Here is a 14,222-nt window from a genome sequence, read left to right on the forward strand (position 1 = left end):
CGCATGGCGGTCAGGTACAACGACGCCCGCTTCGTCGCGTCCTATGGCAGGGCGGAGCAGATCCCCGAGCCCAGCATGCCGGAGGTCTCGTTCGCGGGACGCTCCAACGTGGGCAAGTCGTCGCTGCTCAACAAGCTGCTGGGGCGCAAGGCGCTGGCGAAGGTCTCGAGCCAGCCGGGTCGCACCGCCAACGTCAACTTCTTCGAGGCCGACGGCATCGACTTCGTGGACCTGCCGGGCTACGGCTTCGCCAAGGTCAGCAAGGCCGAGCGCGCCCGTTGGGCGGCGCTCATCTCGGGCTACTTCGAGCAGGAGCGCAGCTTCAACCTGGTGGTCGTGCTCGTGGACATCCGCCACGACGCCCAGGACCTGGACCGGCAGATGATCTCGTTCCTGCAGGAGGGCGGGTACCCCTTCGTGGTGGCGCTCACCAAGGCGGACAAGATCGGCCGCTCCAAGCAGGGGCAGCAGAGGGCGGCCCTCGCCCGCGCCTTCGGCGTCGACGTGGACCGGTTCGTGGTCACCTCGGCGCAGACCGGCCAGGGCATCGACGAGCTGCAGCGCAGGATCGAGCTTGCCGTGGACGAACCGGAGGGCGAGGGCGAGCTCGCGGTCGACGACGGGGGCGGTACGTCCTAGCGCACGCGGTAGCGCTCGGATATCCCCAGTGCCCGGTCGCTGGCAACGAGCACGTTGTCCCCGTCCTTGCGGGGCTCCTCGGGTCGCTCGGGAATCAGGTACAGCCGGGAGAACTCCCGACCAAAGACGCGCAGGGTCTCGTCCAGGGGGCGAGATCTGCGCCCCTCGAGCGGGCAGATGAGATTGGCCAGGTAGATGCCGTCGTCGCTGAGGTGCTCGTGGATGATGCGCGCCCCCTCCTCCGTTCCCATGGGCCCCAGGGGCCTCTTGCCGCTGAAGGCGTCGTTCACGACGAGGTCCCAGCGGCGGTCGCACTGGCGCAGGAACTCCCAGCCGTCGGCGCAGGCTATGCGCAGGCGCCCATCCCTCTCGGCGTGGAACTCATCCTCCAGGCGGTCGAGGAAGAAGCTCTCGCGCGCGATTCGGATGATGGCGGGGTCCACCTCGACCACGTCGACCTCCGTACGGGGGCAATGGGCCACGAGCCACTTGGGAAACGAGAAGCCCCCGCCGCCTATGACGCAGGCGCTCCCCACGCCGCCGGCGATGTCCACGACCTCGGCGAAGTACTGGTGGTAGAGGGTCACGAGCTCGTGCCAGTCGTCGTCCGAGGTGTAGCTCAGGCTCTGGAAGGTGCCCCGCACGTTGAGCAGGCGCAGGCCGTGCCCGTTCGCCTCCGAGTCGAAGACCAGGGCGGGCCCGAACTTGGTGCGCCTGAGCAGGACGCCGCGTCGCGCGAGCAGCCAGGGAAGGGCAAGAATCACCAGGTCAAGGGTGCAGACGAAGACGAAGAGCGCGATCAGCGGCTTGGGCATGGAGACCTCCCTGGACGGTGCGCGCGGACGGGCTTTTGATGCGGAGTAGAGATTGTGAGTACGTGCCCGCCTCGGCTATACTAACGGATGCTTTATCGCGAAAACAGCCTGAGCCATCGCTCGAAACCTATGGAGGCCCCCATGATCCTTGGACTTGGCATTCCCGAGATCCTGTTGATCCTCGTCGTCGTTCTGCTCATCTTCGGGCCCAAAAACCTTCCCAAGCTGGGGAAGTCCCTGGGCAAGACCGTGAAGAACATCCGCGAGGGCATGGAGGAGGTCGACGAGGATGGCAACGCGGTGAGCGACGTCGTCTCCGAGGTCGTGGAGGACGTCACCTCCGCCGCCAAGGGCGAGGCCGCCGGCGCGGTCGAGGACGCCGCCCCCGCAGAGCCCGCGGGCGACTCCGTCTTCTGCGGCCACTGCGGCACCAAGAACTCCGTCGACGCGGACTTCTGCAGCCACTGCGGCACCAAGCTCTCCAAGTAGCGACCGCTCCACCACCCCACAGAAGGACACGCATGGACAACAAGGAAATCATCCTCACCCCCGAAGGCCGCCAGCGTCTGGTGGACGAGCTCGCGTTCCGCGAGGGGGAGAAGCACGACGAGATCGTCGAGCGCATCAAGGAGGCCCGTGGCTTCGGCGACCTCTCCGAGAACGCCGAGTACGACGCCGCCAAGGAGGAGCAGTCCCAGAACGAGTCCCGCATCAACGAGATTCGCCAGATCCTCTCCATCGCGAAGGTGGTCGAGTCCTCGAGCGACATGCACCTCTCCGTCTCGATCGGCACCACGGTCGAGCTCGAGGACAAGGGCGGCAAGCGCACCAGCTTCACCATCGTGGGCACCACCGAGACCAACTCCCTCGAGCACCGCATCTCGAACGAGTCGCCGGTGGGCGCCGTGCTCATCGGCCACGTGGTGGGCGACCAGGTCTCCTACGCCACGCCCAACGGCAGGGTCCGTGAGTACACCATCACGAACATCACCCGATAGGCAAGGCAGATCGCAGCAAGCGCGCCCCGTGCCGGCGAAGTTCGCAGGCGTGGGGCGCTTCCATCTATGAGGGAGGCGCGAGGCGGGGAAGCTTGTCCCCTCTCGCACGTGACGGAGGCGCCGAGGGCGCCCCGGGACCAAGGAGAAGGATCAGACAGATGGCCGACCAGAGCCAGGGCGCAGCGCCCCAGACCTCGATCAACGACGAGCGCGCGGTACGCCGCGCCAAGCGCCAGGCGCTCATCGACGCGGGGGTGAACCCGTACCCCGTGAGGAGCGCCATCGACGCCCATGCCGCCGAGCTGGCAGGGCGCTACGAGGAGCTCGAGGCCGGAGCCTCGACCGAGGACTCCTACACCGTCGCGGGCCGCATCCGCGCCTACCGCAAGCAGGGCAAGGCCTGCTTCGTGGTGCTCGAGGACGTGTCTGGCCAGATCCAGCTCTTCTGCCGCGTCAACAACCTCAGCGAGGCCGACTGGTCCCTCCTGGGCCAGCTCGACCTGGGAGACATCCTGCAGGCGACCGGCACCGTCATGCGCACGCGCCGCGGCGAGCTCTCCGTCTCGCCCAGCACGGTCACGCTGCTCTCGAAGTCCGTGCGCCCCCTGCCCGAGAAGTTCCACGGCCTCACCGACCGCGAGGTCCGCTACCGCCAGCGCTACGTCGACCTCATCATGAACCCCGAGGTCCGCGAGGTCTTCCGCAAGCGCTCGCAGATCGTCTCGCTCATCCGCCGCTACATGGAGGACGACGGCTACATGGAGGTCGAGACCCCCATGATGCACGCCATCCTGGGCGGTGCCAACGCCAGGCCCTTCGTGACCCACTTCAACGCCCTCGACCGCGACTTCTACCTGCGCATCGCCACCGAGCTCCCGCTCAAGCGCCTCATCGTGGGCGGCCTCGAGCGCGTGTACGAGATCGGTCGCCAGTTCCGCAACGAGGGCATGGACCTCACCCACAACCCCGAGTTCACCTCGATGGAGGCCTACTGCGCCTACTCGGACCTCGACGGCATGAAGCGGCTCACCGAGGGCCTCTTCAAGACCATCGCCCGCGAGGCCTGCGGCTGCGCGGAGGGCCACGAGGTCATCAGCTTCCAGGGCCAGAGGGTGGACATGAGCGGCACCTGGCGCTCCGTGCCCCTCTCGGAGGTCGCCTCGGAGGTCGTGGGGGAGCACGTGGACATGGACACGCCCGTCGAGCGCCTGCGCGAGCTCTGCGACGCCCACAAGATCGAGTGGCAGGAGGGCTGGGGTGCCGGCAAGCTCCTCTTCGAGCTCTACGACGAGCTGGGGGAGTCCACGCTGGTCGATCCCACCTTCGTCTGCGACTACCCCGAGGAAGTCAGCCCCCTCTCCAAGCGCAAGGACGAGGACTCGCGCCTCACCGACCGCTTCGAGCTGGTCATCTGTGGCCACGAGTACGCCAACGCCTTCTCTGAGCTCAACGACCCCGTCGACCAGGCCGGGCGCTTCGCCGAGCAGGTCGCGGCCAAGGGCATGGGCGACGACGAGGCCATGGGCTACGACTACGACTACGTCCGCGCCCTCGAGTACGGCATGCCCCCCGCAGGCGGCATCGGCTACGGGATCGACCGCATGGTGATGCTGTTCTGCGACCAGCCCGCGATACGCGACGTGCTACTCTTCCCGCAGATGAAGCCCGAGGTCATCACCAGGGCAGACATCGAGGCCCAGGTGAGCGGTGCCGCCACCGACAACGCCACGGCCTCGGTGGCGGACATCGCGGCGGATGCCGAGGCGGGAGCCTCGGACGTCGCGCAGGAAGGGAGAAGCGACCAGATGGCAGAGAAGATCGAGAGTGGCCTCACCCGCGAGCAGGCCTTCGAGCTGCTCAAGAAGTACAACGAGGACCCCTACCACATCGAGCACGGCGAGACTCTGGAGCGCCTCATGCGCCACTACGCCGGGCAGTACGACCCCCAGAACGTCGAGTTCTGGGGCCAGGTGGGCCTGCTCCACGACCTCGACTGGGAGAAGTGGCAGGACGACCAGCTGCATACCGTGAAGGCGGCGGAGCTCCTCGCGGAGGCGGGTGCCAATCCGGCGCTGGCACACTCCATCCAGACCCACAACTACGACATGAACCCCGAGCTCCCGGCGCCCGAGCACCAGATGGAGAAGGTCCTCTTTGCCATCGACGAGCTCAGCGGCTTGATCAACGCCTGCGTGCGCATGCGCCCCTCGGGCTCGGTCCAGGACTTCGAGCTCAAGAGCCTCAAGAAGAAGTTCAAGAACAAGAAGTTCGCCGCCGGCTGCGACCGCGACGTGATCGCCCACGGCGCCGAGCTCATGGGCATGGAGCTCGACGAGCTCTTCGCCAACGTGATCGAGGCCACCAAGCTCACCGACCCCGACCGCGACGCCTGGCTGGCCGAGCACCCCGAGGCCTAGCTGGGGGCGGGCGAGAGGGGCTTCCTTCCGGCTTGCGGTTGACGCCCGGCGGCCCTGAGGCCGCCGGGCGTCGGCGTCCGTGGTGCCCTCCGCGCAAGCGCGGGGCGCCCGGGCTGGCAATGGCTGGATGCCTGGTCATGGCTCCGGCCCGGAATGTGGCGTTTCTCGCCCGCGTGGGGCGAGGGAAACACTCCCGTGTCGATGGGGTACACACCAACAAGCAAACGACGCCGCCCCCGGGGCGGCCCTTCGACAGGGGGGCAAGACCGCATGTTCGAGAAGTTCACCGACAAGGCGCGCAAGGTCATGAGCCTCGCGCAGGATGAGGCCCGCAACCTCGGCAAGATGTATGTCGGCACCGAGCACCTGCTGCTCGCGCTGATCAAGGAGGGGGAGGGCATCGCGGCCCAGTCCCTGGCAAAGCTCGAGGTCACCTACGACGAGACCCTCCTCACCATCAAGGAGATCTCGTCCGAGGAGTCGGAGCCGGTCCCGGGCGGGCACATCCCCTTCACGCCGCGCGCCAAGCGCGTGCTCGAGGACGCCTACCGCGAGACCATGACCCGTGGCCAGACCTACATCGCCACGGAGCACCTGCTCCTCGGCATCGTCGCCGAGGGGGACGGGCGTGCCATGACGGCGCTCTCGCGCATGGGCATCTCGGGCGACGCCATCCGCAACGCCGTGGGCGAGCTCATGGACAAGACGAGCGAGGAGAACTCGCGCCGCCTGCCTCAGGGCGTCGGCGCGGCCTTCGGCCAGCAGTTCGGCGGCAGCCAGCCTTCCCAGCCCTCGGGTGACGCCTCCATGCTGGAGCAGTACGGGCGCAACCTCACCAAGCTCGCGAGCGACGGCAAGCTCGACCCTGTTATCGGCCGCGACCGCGAGGTCGAGCGCGTGATGCAGGTCTTGGCCCGCCGCCAGAAGAACAACCCGCTCATTCTGGGTGACCCCGGCGTGGGCAAGACGGCCGTGGTCGAGGGGCTGGCCCAGCTCATCGCTTCGGGAGACGTGCCTGACATCCTACGCGGCAAGCAGGTCTGGACCCTGGACGTCGCCTCGCTGGTCGCGGGCTCCAAGTACCGCGGCGAGTTCGAGGAGCGCCTGAAGAAGGTCATCGGCGAGGTGATGGAGTCCAAGGAGGACATCCTCTTCATCGACGAGATGCACACCATCATCGGCGCGGGCTCGGCCGAGGGCTCCATCGACGCGGCCTCCATCCTCAAGCCTCCCCTGTCTCGCGGCGAGATCCAGGTCATCGGCGCCACCACGGCGGAGGAGTACCGCAAGCACATCGAGAAGGACTCGGCCCTCGAGCGCCGCTTCCAGCCGGTCAACGTGGGCGAGCCCAGCGTGGAGGACACGCTCTCGATCCTGCGTGGGCTGCAGGACCGCTACGAGAAGCACCACCACGTCCATTACACCGAGGGTGCGCTGGCAGCCGCCGTGACGCTCTCGAACCGCTACGTGCAGGACCGCTTCCTGCCCGACAAGGCGATCGACATCATCGACGAGGCGGGCGCACGCACCCGCGTGCACAAGACGAGCCTCCCTCCCGAGCTCGCCCAGGTGGACGAGGAGCTCGCCCGCGTGAAGGACGAGAAGGCCCAGGCGGCCAGGGCCCAGGAGTTCGAGGAGGCCGCGCGCCTGCGCGACCGCGAGAAGGAGCTCAGCGCGAAGCGCGACGAGCTCGAGGCGGCCTGGCGCGAGCGCCTGGACGCCAACGTCGTCGTGGTGGACGAGGCCGACATCGCGGACGTGGTGTCAGAGATCACGGGCGTGCCCGTCTCCAACCTCACCGAGGCCGAGGCCAGCAAGCTGCTGCGCGCCGAGGAGGCCCTGCACCAGCGCGTCGTGGGCCAGGACGAGGCCGTGACCAAGGTCTCAAAGGCCATACGTCGCAGCCGCTCGCCCCTCAAGGACCCCCGCAGGCCCGGCGGCTCCTTCATCTTCCTGGGCCCCTCGGGCGTGGGCAAGACCGAGCTCGCCAAGTCGCTCGCGGAGTTCCTCTTTGGCAGCGAGGACGCCCTGATCAGCTTCGACATGTCCGAGTTCATGGAGAAGCACAGCGTCTCGAAGCTCGTCGGCGCCCCTCCGGGATATGTGGGCTACGACGAGGGCGGCGAGCTCACCAAGGCTGTGCGCCGCAGGCCCTACTCCGTGGTGCTCTTCGACGAGATCGAGAAGGCCCACCCCGACGTCTTCAACATCCTCCTCCAGATCCTGGACGAGGGCAGGCTGACCGATGGCCAGGGACGCACGGTGGACTTCTCCAACACCGTCATCATCATGACCTCCAACATAGGTGCCCGCGAGATCGCACAGACCGCGCCCATGGGCTTCAGCGCCCAGGGCAACGGTGGGCTGTCTGACAAGGAGATCCGCAGCCGTGTGGAGGGCGAGCTCAAGCGGCTCTTCCGCCCGGAGTTCCTCAACCGCGTGGACGAGATCGTGGTCTTCAAGTCGCTCGAGGCTCAGCAGCTCCGTGGCATCGTGGAGCTCATGGTGGGCGAGCTGCGCAACCGACTCATCGGCCAGGGGATGTCCATCGAGCTCACCGACGCCGCCCGCGACTTCGTGGCCAAGGAGGGCACCGACCCTGTCTATGGCGCGCGACCGCTGCGTCGGGCCATCCAGACCCTCATCGAGGACCGGCTGGCCGAGGAGCTGCTCCAGGGCAAGTGGAAGGCCGGCGACATCGTGCTGGTCGACTCCGACGGCAAGGAGCTGAGCTTCTCGCGCGGCGAGGGAGAGATCCCTCCCGTCACCGAAAGGGTGCACATGGAGCTCCCGCGAGCCAGGAGCCACTGGTCGCCCACGGCCCATGCGCCCGAGGGCGCAGTCTCCTCGGAGGGCTAGGGGAGAGGGGCGCGCCGCTCGAGCTTGCGCCACCTGAGCTTGCGCGTGGATAGCCGTTGATTGCGACCGGCCCCGGGGCGTGCCGCGAACGGCGCCCCGGGGCCGATTTCTGCTGCGGCCTCTGTCGCAGTGCCGTTCTGCCGCGATGCCGCCGCGACCAGCCCCCGCCGCCGCGACTTCCCCCATCGCCTGCCGTCGGGTTGTTCTCTACTGCGGCGCTCGTCGGGATTCTCGCCTGCGAGGCCGAGTAAGGAACGCGCGTCACCCGGAGTTCGTTCTTTACTGCGGCGTCCAGGGCGATTCTCTCCCCTGGGGCCGAGTAAGGAACGCATCCCATCCGGGCTTGTTCTTTTCTGCCGAGTGCTGCGGGATTCTCTCCCGCGGGGCCGAGTAAAGAACGCGCCCGCCGTCGCGCTAGTCCGCCGCCGTGGTGTGGACTCCGCCGTGGTGGTGCGGGACGACATCGCCGGCCGCCGCGCCGTGGGGGCCCTCGGTGTGTGGATCGCTGCCGCTACTCCTTCCGCAGGTAACCTGCGACGCGGGAGCGCCAGTTCTCGGAGGCGTGAAAAAGGTCCAGGAGCACTACCGCCTCGTCCTTTTCGATAGCGCGATACACGGCTATGTACCTCTCGACCTTCACCCACCTGAGAGCCCCTGGCTCGGGAGCGGTATCCGCCTTGACCAGTGATGTGCCCATGAACGGCGTGCCGCCGAGCAATGACTGCGCTTTTTCTTGTGCCGAGACAAGCCTTTCCGCAGACCTTCGGCCATAGTATTTGAGTCGATAGTCCAGGACGGTGGAGAAACGTTCCTCGTAGGCGGGGGTCGTGAGCACCCTATAGGTCACGGCTTGCTCTCAGGCTGTCGGTGAAGTCGGAAGCGCTGCGGGTGGCTCCGGCGCCGTACGCCTCGTCGGCGGCCGCAACGCGAGCGAGAAACTCCTCGCGAGTTCCCAGGCCGAGGGGGTTGCGAGGGACGGCTACGAGTTCGACGCGTTCTCCATCGCTCAGGAATGCCACCTGGTCGCTCGGGTGAACCCCCAGGATCTCTCTAATGGACTTGGGGAGAGTCACCTGCCCCGTTTGTGTGATGGTTCCTGCCGCAACAGGCATGCAGCGCTCCTTCCTTTGGCCATCCCTTATTCACCTCTCGATATTAATATTAATATCGAGAGGTGTCGATGCCAGAAGCACCAATGCGGGCTGCCGACTCGGTACCCGGTGCTCGCGGAGGCGGGGATGCGACGCTGGTGCGGCGCGTCTCGCCTGGAGTTGTTCTCTACTGCGTACCGCGGCGTATTGCCGTCGCGGCACGCCCTTGCTCCGGCGGGGGACGCTCGCGCGCTGAGGTTTGTTCTTTGCTGCGCCGCTGCTCGGGATCCTCTCCCCCTGGGGGCGGGTAGGGAACACGCGGCGCCTGGGGTTGTTCTCTACTGCGCCGCCGCGCGGGATTCTCGCCCGCGAGGCAGAGTAAAGAACGCGCCTGCCGACGTCTTCCCAGTTGCGGCCCGGGACGGCGTTCCTTACTCCCCCCATCCGCCGCAATGGCCCGCCCGTGCGAGAGAAAAGAACGTCCGCCGTCGCGGTGCCGGCCGCCGCGCCCTGATGTGGGCGGGCGTGGCGAGAGAAAAGAACATCCGTCGCCGCCGCGCCGTCCGCCCCGTGGCCCGCCGTCGCGCTCTCACCCCTGCACCCCTCTCGCCCAACCCCAGACTGCCTGGGCCTGCGCCGCCGCAGCGCCCTATACTGTGAGGTACTGTCCGGGCGGCCCCGTCGTGGGCCGGCAGCAGAGGAAAGGAGACCCATGGAAGCAGCGATCGCCGAGGCCGATGCCAACGACACCAGCAGGCGATTCAGGGACGCCATCGCCCAGACGGCTCCGGGAACGGCGCTGCGCCTCGCCCTGGACATGATCATCGCCGGACACCTTGGCGCCCTCATCTGCATAGGAGACACCGACAACGTCCTTGCCGCCGGCGACGACGGCTTCAGGCTCGATATCTCGTTCACGGCGAACCGCCTCTTCGAGCTCTCGAAGATGGATGGCGCCATCGTGGTGGACAAGGGCCTCACGCGCATCCTTCGCGCCAACTACCACCTCAACCCCGACCCGTCTCTGCCCACGAGTGAGACCGGCATGCGCCACCGCACCGCGGCCCGCATGAGCCTGCTCACCGACGCCATGGTCATCTCGGTCTCGGAGCGGCGCCAGGTCGTTACCGTTTTCATCGACGGCAAGGGCCACCAGCTGCGCTCCGTTGCGGACATCATGGGCACCGTGAACCAGCTCCTGGTCTCGCTCCAGTCCACGCGCACCCAGCTCGACCGCAAGCTGCTTCGCCTCACCACCCTCGAGCTCGACAACTACGTGACGCTCTCTGACATCTCGCAGACCATCTACCTCTTCGAGGTGCTCATGACGGCCTCGGAGGAGCTGGGCAACCTCCTCCTCCAGCTGGGCAGCGAGGGCAAGACCATCGCCATGCAGCGCGAGGAGTTCATCGGCGGCATGGACGAGGAGTACACCCTGCTCGTCCGCGACTACGCCGCCGACTCCAGCGAGGAGAACGCCGCCGGCGTGCGCCGTCGCCTGCACGAGACGGTCAACGCCCAGCTGCGCTCCTCCAAGCGGATCGCCAGCATCCTGGGCTACGAGGACAAGGGCGAGGACTCGGTCATGACGCCTTTGGGCCTGCGCACCCTCTCGGGCATCTCGGTCGTGCGCGAGGGCATGGCAGACAAGATCGTCGACGAGTTCGGCTCGCTGCAGCAGCTCCTCGACGACATCGAGCAGAACCCCGCCCGCCTCGATCGCGTGGGGGTCGAGAACCCCGGCATCCTGGCCGACAGCCTGTATCGCATGTGGGGCAAGCGCGCATGAGCGGGAGAGAGGCGCCTCGTCCCGCCGCGTGCGCCTGCCCCCAGCGCGTGGACGAGGCCAGCCCCGAGCCCGACGCCTGCGCAGTCGTCGTCGCGGGCGGCTGTGGCGAGCGCTTCGGCGATCCGCGCGGCAAGCAGTTCGTGGAGCTGAGGGGCCTTCCCTTGGCCTGCTGGTCGCTCCTCGCCTTCGACCGTGCCCCCTCGGTGGGGCACATCGTGGTCGTCTGCGCGCCAGAGCGTGCGGACCAGATGCGCGACGAGGTCCTTTCTCGCGTCTCGCTCAGGTGCGAGGTGAGCCTGGCGCCGGCGGGCCAGACGCGCCAGCAGTCGGTGCACTCGGGGCTCGACGCCACGCCGGACCGCTTCGAGCTGGTCGCCATCCACGACGCTGCGCGACCGCTCGTCTCCACTGCCTCCGTCGAGGAGGTGCTTGCGGCGCTGCGACGGGACCCCGGGCTCGACGGGGCGATCTGCGCCACCCACGCCACCGACACCCTGAAGCTTGCGGAGGCCGGCGTCATAGTGGCGACGCCCGACCGCAGCTTCTACTGGATGGCCCAGACCCCCCAGGCCTTCCGCCGCCGCGACATCCTCATGGCGCACAAGGCCGCCGCCTGGGATGGTTACGAGGGGACGGACGACGCCTCGCTCGTGGAGCGGCGTGGTGGCAGGGTGCTTTGCGTCCAGGCCTCGCGCGACAACATCAAGGTGACGCTTCCGGAGGACCTGGCGATTGCCGAGGCGCTCCTGGAGCGCAGGCTCATCCGGGAGGGCTGCGGCCTCGGGGACTGACGTGCCCCATCGGGATGCGGCCGCGGCGCCCGCTCCGGGAGGGCGTGTCCCTCCCAAGCACGACCCGACACGGCTCACAGAACGGGGAAGACATGCTTCGCATAGGACACGGCTACGACGTCCATCGCCTGGTCGAGGGGAGGCGCTGCATCCTGGGCGGCGTGGACATCCCTTCCAGGCTCGGCCTGTTGGGGCACTCGGACGCGGACGTACTGGCGCACGCCCTCTCAGACGCCCTGCTCGGCGCTCTGCGCGCAGGTGACATCGGCCAGCTCTTCCCCGACACCGACCCGGCCTACGAGGGGGCGGACTCGCTGGTGCTCCTTTCCAAGGTGGGTGCGCTGGCAGGGGAGAGGGGCTTCTCCATCGTGGACTGCGACTGCACCGTGGCGGCACAGGCCCCCAAGCTCATGCCTTACAGGCAGCGGATGAGGGAGAACCTCGCTGCGGCCCTGGGCCTCGACGTCGAGCGGGTGGGCGTCAAGGCGACGACGACGGAGGGGCTGGGCTTCGTGGGTCGCGAGGAGGGCATCGCCGCCTGGGCGGTCGTCCTCCTGGAGCGGCCGTAGGCGCCTCTCGCCCGAGGGGTCGCCTCCGCATGTCGCTGCATGACGAAGCATGCGGAGGCTGCAGGGCAAGGGCGCGCCCCCGCGGCAAAATGCGCAGCTACGCGGCGGGGCTCGCGGTCGCGGGAACTCCGATGTGGGTGGTTCCTGACCCGACCCAGGCGAGAAAACCACTCATATCGGGGCCGTGGCGGCGACCCGACCACCCACTTCGGGCCTCTCGCGGCAGCCACGCCGGGCTGTGGGCCATCCCTACAGCCGTATCACGTGGTCGCAGGCATCGATGAGTCGGTCGTCATGCGAGACCAAGAGGATCAGGTGGTCCTTCTTGAGCTGCCCCAGGATTCCCACGAGGGAGTCGATGCTTTTCGCGTCCAGTGCGGAGCTTGGCTCGTCCATGAGCATGACCTTTGGGTCCTCGAGCAGCATCCGGATGATCGCCACCTTCTGCTTCTCGCCTCCGGACAGGCTCGCGTGCGTCCCGTCGACCATCGTGTCCAAACCCTTGGGTGACTCGTCGACAAGCCGCCCGAGCCCCAGGCGCCCGCAGAGCTCCATGACTCGCTCTCGTGGCGGCTGGACGTCGCAGAGCAAGGTCAGGTTGTCCCACAGGCTTCCCTCGATGACGCCGGGCTCCTGCTCCACGTACCCGACGAGATGCTCTCGCAGGTCGTAGTGATCCATCTCCCTCAGTTCCGCGTCGTCATAGCGGATGTCCCCTCCGTAGAAGTCGCTCCATTCGCCGCTGACGAGTTTGAGGAGGGTCGACTTCCCGCTGCCGTTGCCACCGACGAGCCCATAGAGTCCCCGCCCCGAGAAGCTCATGTCGAGGCCGCGTAGGGTCGGCTCCTCGTTTCCGGGGTAGGTGAAGCTCAGGTCATGGCAGGTGATGGCGCGGACGTCAGGGGCAGCCTTGCCCGGGCCGTTCTTCTCCAGGGGCGCGTCGGCGAGCTTGCGCAGCCGCTCGAAGCTCGCCCTGCAGCCCTGGTACTGGGTCCCGAAGTCCGAGAAGAAGCTCGCGGCCTGCGCCAGTGCGTTGAAGTACCCCACCGCCGTGGCTATGAAGCCCACCTCAAGGGCGCCCGCCGCCACCTGCTGCGCGCTGACGAGGATGACCACGGCGAGCAGAGCCGTCTTGGTGGCCTCGACGCCCCCGTCGACCGCCCCACCAAGCCGGTTCGTGCGGTAAACGCACGTCCTGGTGACCCCGTAGGCACGTTCGAGCGTCTGGGCGTAACGGTCGAAGAGGACGTGCCTCCTAATGAACGCCACGTCACTGAGCTGGTGCAGGAGCATCGACATCTCTTGGGCCTCGGCCTCCTTGAAGGCCATGCTCCTCCTGTATATCTCCTTGCTGGTGAGCGTGTACGAGAGCACGACGACCGCGGCGAGCATGGCGCAGAGGATGGCGAGCCAGGCGTTGGCGCGAAACATGAGCACGAGGACCAACACTGAGGTCGTCGCGTTCGCGAGCGCCTGGTTGCCCGTCCAAAGGAAGAAGATGGAGAGCTCCTCGGAGTCGCCGTTGACCCGCTTGGAGTAATAGCCGGCGTCGAAGTCCTTGAAGAAGTCGGCAGGGAAGCGCTGCATGCGCCGCAGGGTTCGGGAGGTGAGCGCGAAGGAGGCGTCGAAGTGCAGCTTCGTGTAGAGCATCGCGATGCCGTACTGGGCAAGTCCCGCGGCGACTCCGAGCACGGCGATCGTTGCGCTCCAAAATGCCACACGGCCCAGTCCCTCTCCGGCGACCAGGAGGTTTATCACGAAGCCCGTGAGCAGGGGGATGACAACTTCTATGGCGCTCAACAGGAGGGCGAGGGCCATGTACAGGAAGAGCCTCGCCTTGTCGTCGACCGACCTCCAGAAGTACCCGAGCATCTCTCCCATTCGCCGCCTCCTAGCATTTGTCCGGAGCAAGTCGTCCCTGGCCCAACTTTAGGTCATATTGCCCCCCCGCACGCTAAAGGTCGAGCTGGCAACGATGCCGAGGCGTCGCACGCGGCAGCAGGGCGGGGGTCCGCGGCCGCGAGAAGGGACCCGCGGTCGCAGGAGCCTTGATGTGGGTGGTTTCGGGTCGGCTCCAGGTGAGAAAACCACCCACATCGGGGCTGTGGCGGCGACCCGACCACCCACTTCGGGCCCCTCGCGGCAGGCGCGCCGGGCCATGTGCCAGGGGGCCTTCTCGCGTTCTCGGCGTCCCGTGCGCCGCGATGGGTATAGCATCTTGCGCAACGACGTCTCGTCATCACGCACTGACCCC

The 14,222-nt window shown here is 67.5% G+C and carries 12 protein-coding genes; 8 read left to right on the forward strand and 4 right to left on the reverse strand.

Going from position 1 to position 14,222, the window contains the following annotated elements:
- Window positions 1-3 precede the first annotated feature (3 nt).
- Window positions 4-639 carry a ribosome biogenesis GTP-binding protein YihA/YsxC gene (gene yihA, locus ACMPH2_RS09545; RefSeq protein WP_314639328.1) on the forward strand — a complete coding sequence of 212 codons (636 nt, stop codon included), beginning with the start codon at window positions 4-6 and terminating at the stop codon, window positions 637-639.
- Here yihA and ACMPH2_RS09550 read toward each other — a convergent pair.
- Window positions 636-1,454 (reverse strand): spermidine synthase, encoded by an 819-nt coding sequence (locus ACMPH2_RS09550; protein WP_417119313.1) that lies wholly within the window; start codon window positions 1,452-1,454, stop codon window positions 636-638. The two genes, yihA and ACMPH2_RS09550, sit on opposite strands and share 4 nt — an antisense overlap.
- A 141-nt stretch (window positions 1,455-1,595) precedes the next feature.
- Between ACMPH2_RS09550 and tatA the strand changes: the two genes are divergently transcribed.
- The 4 genes from tatA (at window position 1,596) to ACMPH2_RS09570 (ending at window position 7,728) form a co-directional block, all read left to right on the forward strand.
- The gene (gene tatA / locus ACMPH2_RS09555; RefSeq protein ID WP_399543656.1) at window positions 1,596-1,943 is read left to right on the forward strand and encodes a twin-arginine translocase TatA/TatE family subunit; all 348 of its coding nucleotides are present in this window, start codon (window positions 1,596-1,598) and stop codon (window positions 1,941-1,943) included.
- A 32-nt stretch (window positions 1,944-1,975) separates the two neighbouring features.
- Complete coding sequence (greA, locus tag ACMPH2_RS09560) at window positions 1,976-2,452, forward strand: transcription elongation factor GreA (protein WP_062531604.1); 477 nt, start codon at window positions 1,976-1,978, stop codon at window positions 2,450-2,452.
- A 158-nt stretch (window positions 2,453-2,610) separates the two neighbouring features.
- On the forward strand, window positions 2,611-4,869 hold the full coding sequence (gene lysS / locus ACMPH2_RS09565; protein ID WP_417119314.1) for a lysine--tRNA ligase: 2,259 nt from the start codon (window positions 2,611-2,613) through the stop codon (window positions 4,867-4,869).
- A 270-nt stretch (window positions 4,870-5,139) separates the two neighbouring features.
- Entirely contained in the window at window positions 5,140-7,728 is a 2,589-nt protein-coding gene (locus ACMPH2_RS09570) for an ATP-dependent Clp protease ATP-binding subunit (protein ID WP_417119315.1), read from the forward strand.
- A 511-nt stretch (window positions 7,729-8,239) separates the two neighbouring features.
- On the opposite strand, the gene ACMPH2_RS09575 is transcribed toward ACMPH2_RS09570, so the two are convergent.
- Both ACMPH2_RS09575 and ACMPH2_RS09580 read right to left on the reverse strand, forming a co-directional pair.
- The gene (locus tag ACMPH2_RS09575; protein ID WP_009278386.1) at window positions 8,240-8,575 is read right to left on the reverse strand and encodes a type II toxin-antitoxin system RelE/ParE family toxin; all 336 of its coding nucleotides are present in this window, start codon (window positions 8,573-8,575) and stop codon (window positions 8,240-8,242) included.
- Window positions 8,565-8,840, reverse strand: a complete 276-nt coding sequence (locus tag ACMPH2_RS09580) for an AbrB/MazE/SpoVT family DNA-binding domain-containing protein (protein ID WP_009278387.1) — start codon at window positions 8,838-8,840, stop codon at window positions 8,565-8,567. Before ACMPH2_RS09580 ends, ACMPH2_RS09575 begins: the two co-directional genes overlap by 11 nt.
- Before the next feature lie 691 nt (window positions 8,841-9,531).
- On the opposite strand from ACMPH2_RS09580, the gene disA reads away from it, so the two are divergent.
- The 3 genes from disA (at window position 9,532) to ispF (ending at window position 11,968) form a co-directional block, all read left to right on the forward strand.
- Window positions 9,532-10,608: a DNA integrity scanning diadenylate cyclase DisA gene (disA, locus tag ACMPH2_RS09585; RefSeq protein ID WP_072500139.1), complete on the forward strand. Its 1,077-nt coding sequence runs from the start codon at window positions 9,532-9,534 to the stop codon at window positions 10,606-10,608.
- The gene (ispD, locus tag ACMPH2_RS09590) at window positions 10,605-11,399 is read left to right on the forward strand and encodes a 2-C-methyl-D-erythritol 4-phosphate cytidylyltransferase (RefSeq protein ID WP_417119316.1); all 795 of its coding nucleotides are present in this window, start codon (window positions 10,605-10,607) and stop codon (window positions 11,397-11,399) included. Before disA ends, ispD begins: the two co-directional genes overlap by 4 nt.
- Window positions 11,400-11,491: 92 nt before the next feature.
- Window positions 11,492-11,968 (forward strand): 2-C-methyl-D-erythritol 2,4-cyclodiphosphate synthase, encoded by a 477-nt coding sequence (gene ispF, locus ACMPH2_RS09595; protein ID WP_417119317.1) that lies wholly within the window; start codon window positions 11,492-11,494, stop codon window positions 11,966-11,968.
- A 249-nt stretch (window positions 11,969-12,217) separates the two neighbouring features.
- On the opposite strand, the gene ACMPH2_RS09600 is transcribed toward ispF, so the two are convergent.
- A complete protein-coding gene (locus ACMPH2_RS09600) occupies window positions 12,218-13,849 on the reverse strand; it encodes an ABC transporter ATP-binding protein (RefSeq protein WP_009278391.1) in 1,632 nt (543 codons plus the stop codon).
- Window positions 13,850-14,222 lie beyond the last annotated feature (373 nt).

Source organism: Olsenella phocaeensis, assembly GCF_048189965.1.
Lineage (GTDB): Bacteria > Actinomycetota > Coriobacteriia > Coriobacteriales > Atopobiaceae > Olsenella_I > Olsenella_I phocaeensis.

What these genes read in the sequence shown, in the direction of transcription:
- ispF (WP_417119317.1), top strand. Translation starts at nt 11,492, where the DNA reads ATGCTTCGCATAGGACACGGCTACGACGTCCATCGCCTGGTCGAGGGG.
- lysS (WP_417119314.1), top strand. Translation starts at nt 2,611, where the DNA reads ATGGCCGACCAGAGCCAGGGCGCAGCGCCCCAGACCTCGATCAACGAC.
- ispD (WP_417119316.1), top strand. Translation starts at nt 10,605, where the DNA reads ATGAGCGGGAGAGAGGCGCCTCGTCCCGCCGCGTGCGCCTGCCCCCAG.
- ACMPH2_RS09600 (WP_009278391.1), bottom strand. Translation starts at nt 13,849, where the DNA reads ATGGGAGAGATGCTCGGGTACTTCTGGAGGTCGGTCGACGACAAGGCG.
- tatA (WP_399543656.1), top strand. Translation starts at nt 1,596, where the DNA reads ATGATCCTTGGACTTGGCATTCCCGAGATCCTGTTGATCCTCGTCGTC.
- ACMPH2_RS09580 (WP_009278387.1), bottom strand. Translation starts at nt 8,840, where the DNA reads ATGCCTGTTGCGGCAGGAACCATCACACAAACGGGGCAGGTGACTCTC.
- ACMPH2_RS09570 (WP_417119315.1), top strand. Translation starts at nt 5,140, where the DNA reads ATGTTCGAGAAGTTCACCGACAAGGCGCGCAAGGTCATGAGCCTCGCG.
- yihA (WP_314639328.1), top strand. Translation starts at nt 4, where the DNA reads ATGGCGGTCAGGTACAACGACGCCCGCTTCGTCGCGTCCTATGGCAGG.
- disA (WP_072500139.1), top strand. Translation starts at nt 9,532, where the DNA reads ATGGAAGCAGCGATCGCCGAGGCCGATGCCAACGACACCAGCAGGCGA.
- greA (WP_062531604.1), top strand. Translation starts at nt 1,976, where the DNA reads ATGGACAACAAGGAAATCATCCTCACCCCCGAAGGCCGCCAGCGTCTG.
- ACMPH2_RS09550 (WP_417119313.1), bottom strand. Translation starts at nt 1,454, where the DNA reads ATGCCCAAGCCGCTGATCGCGCTCTTCGTCTTCGTCTGCACCCTTGAC.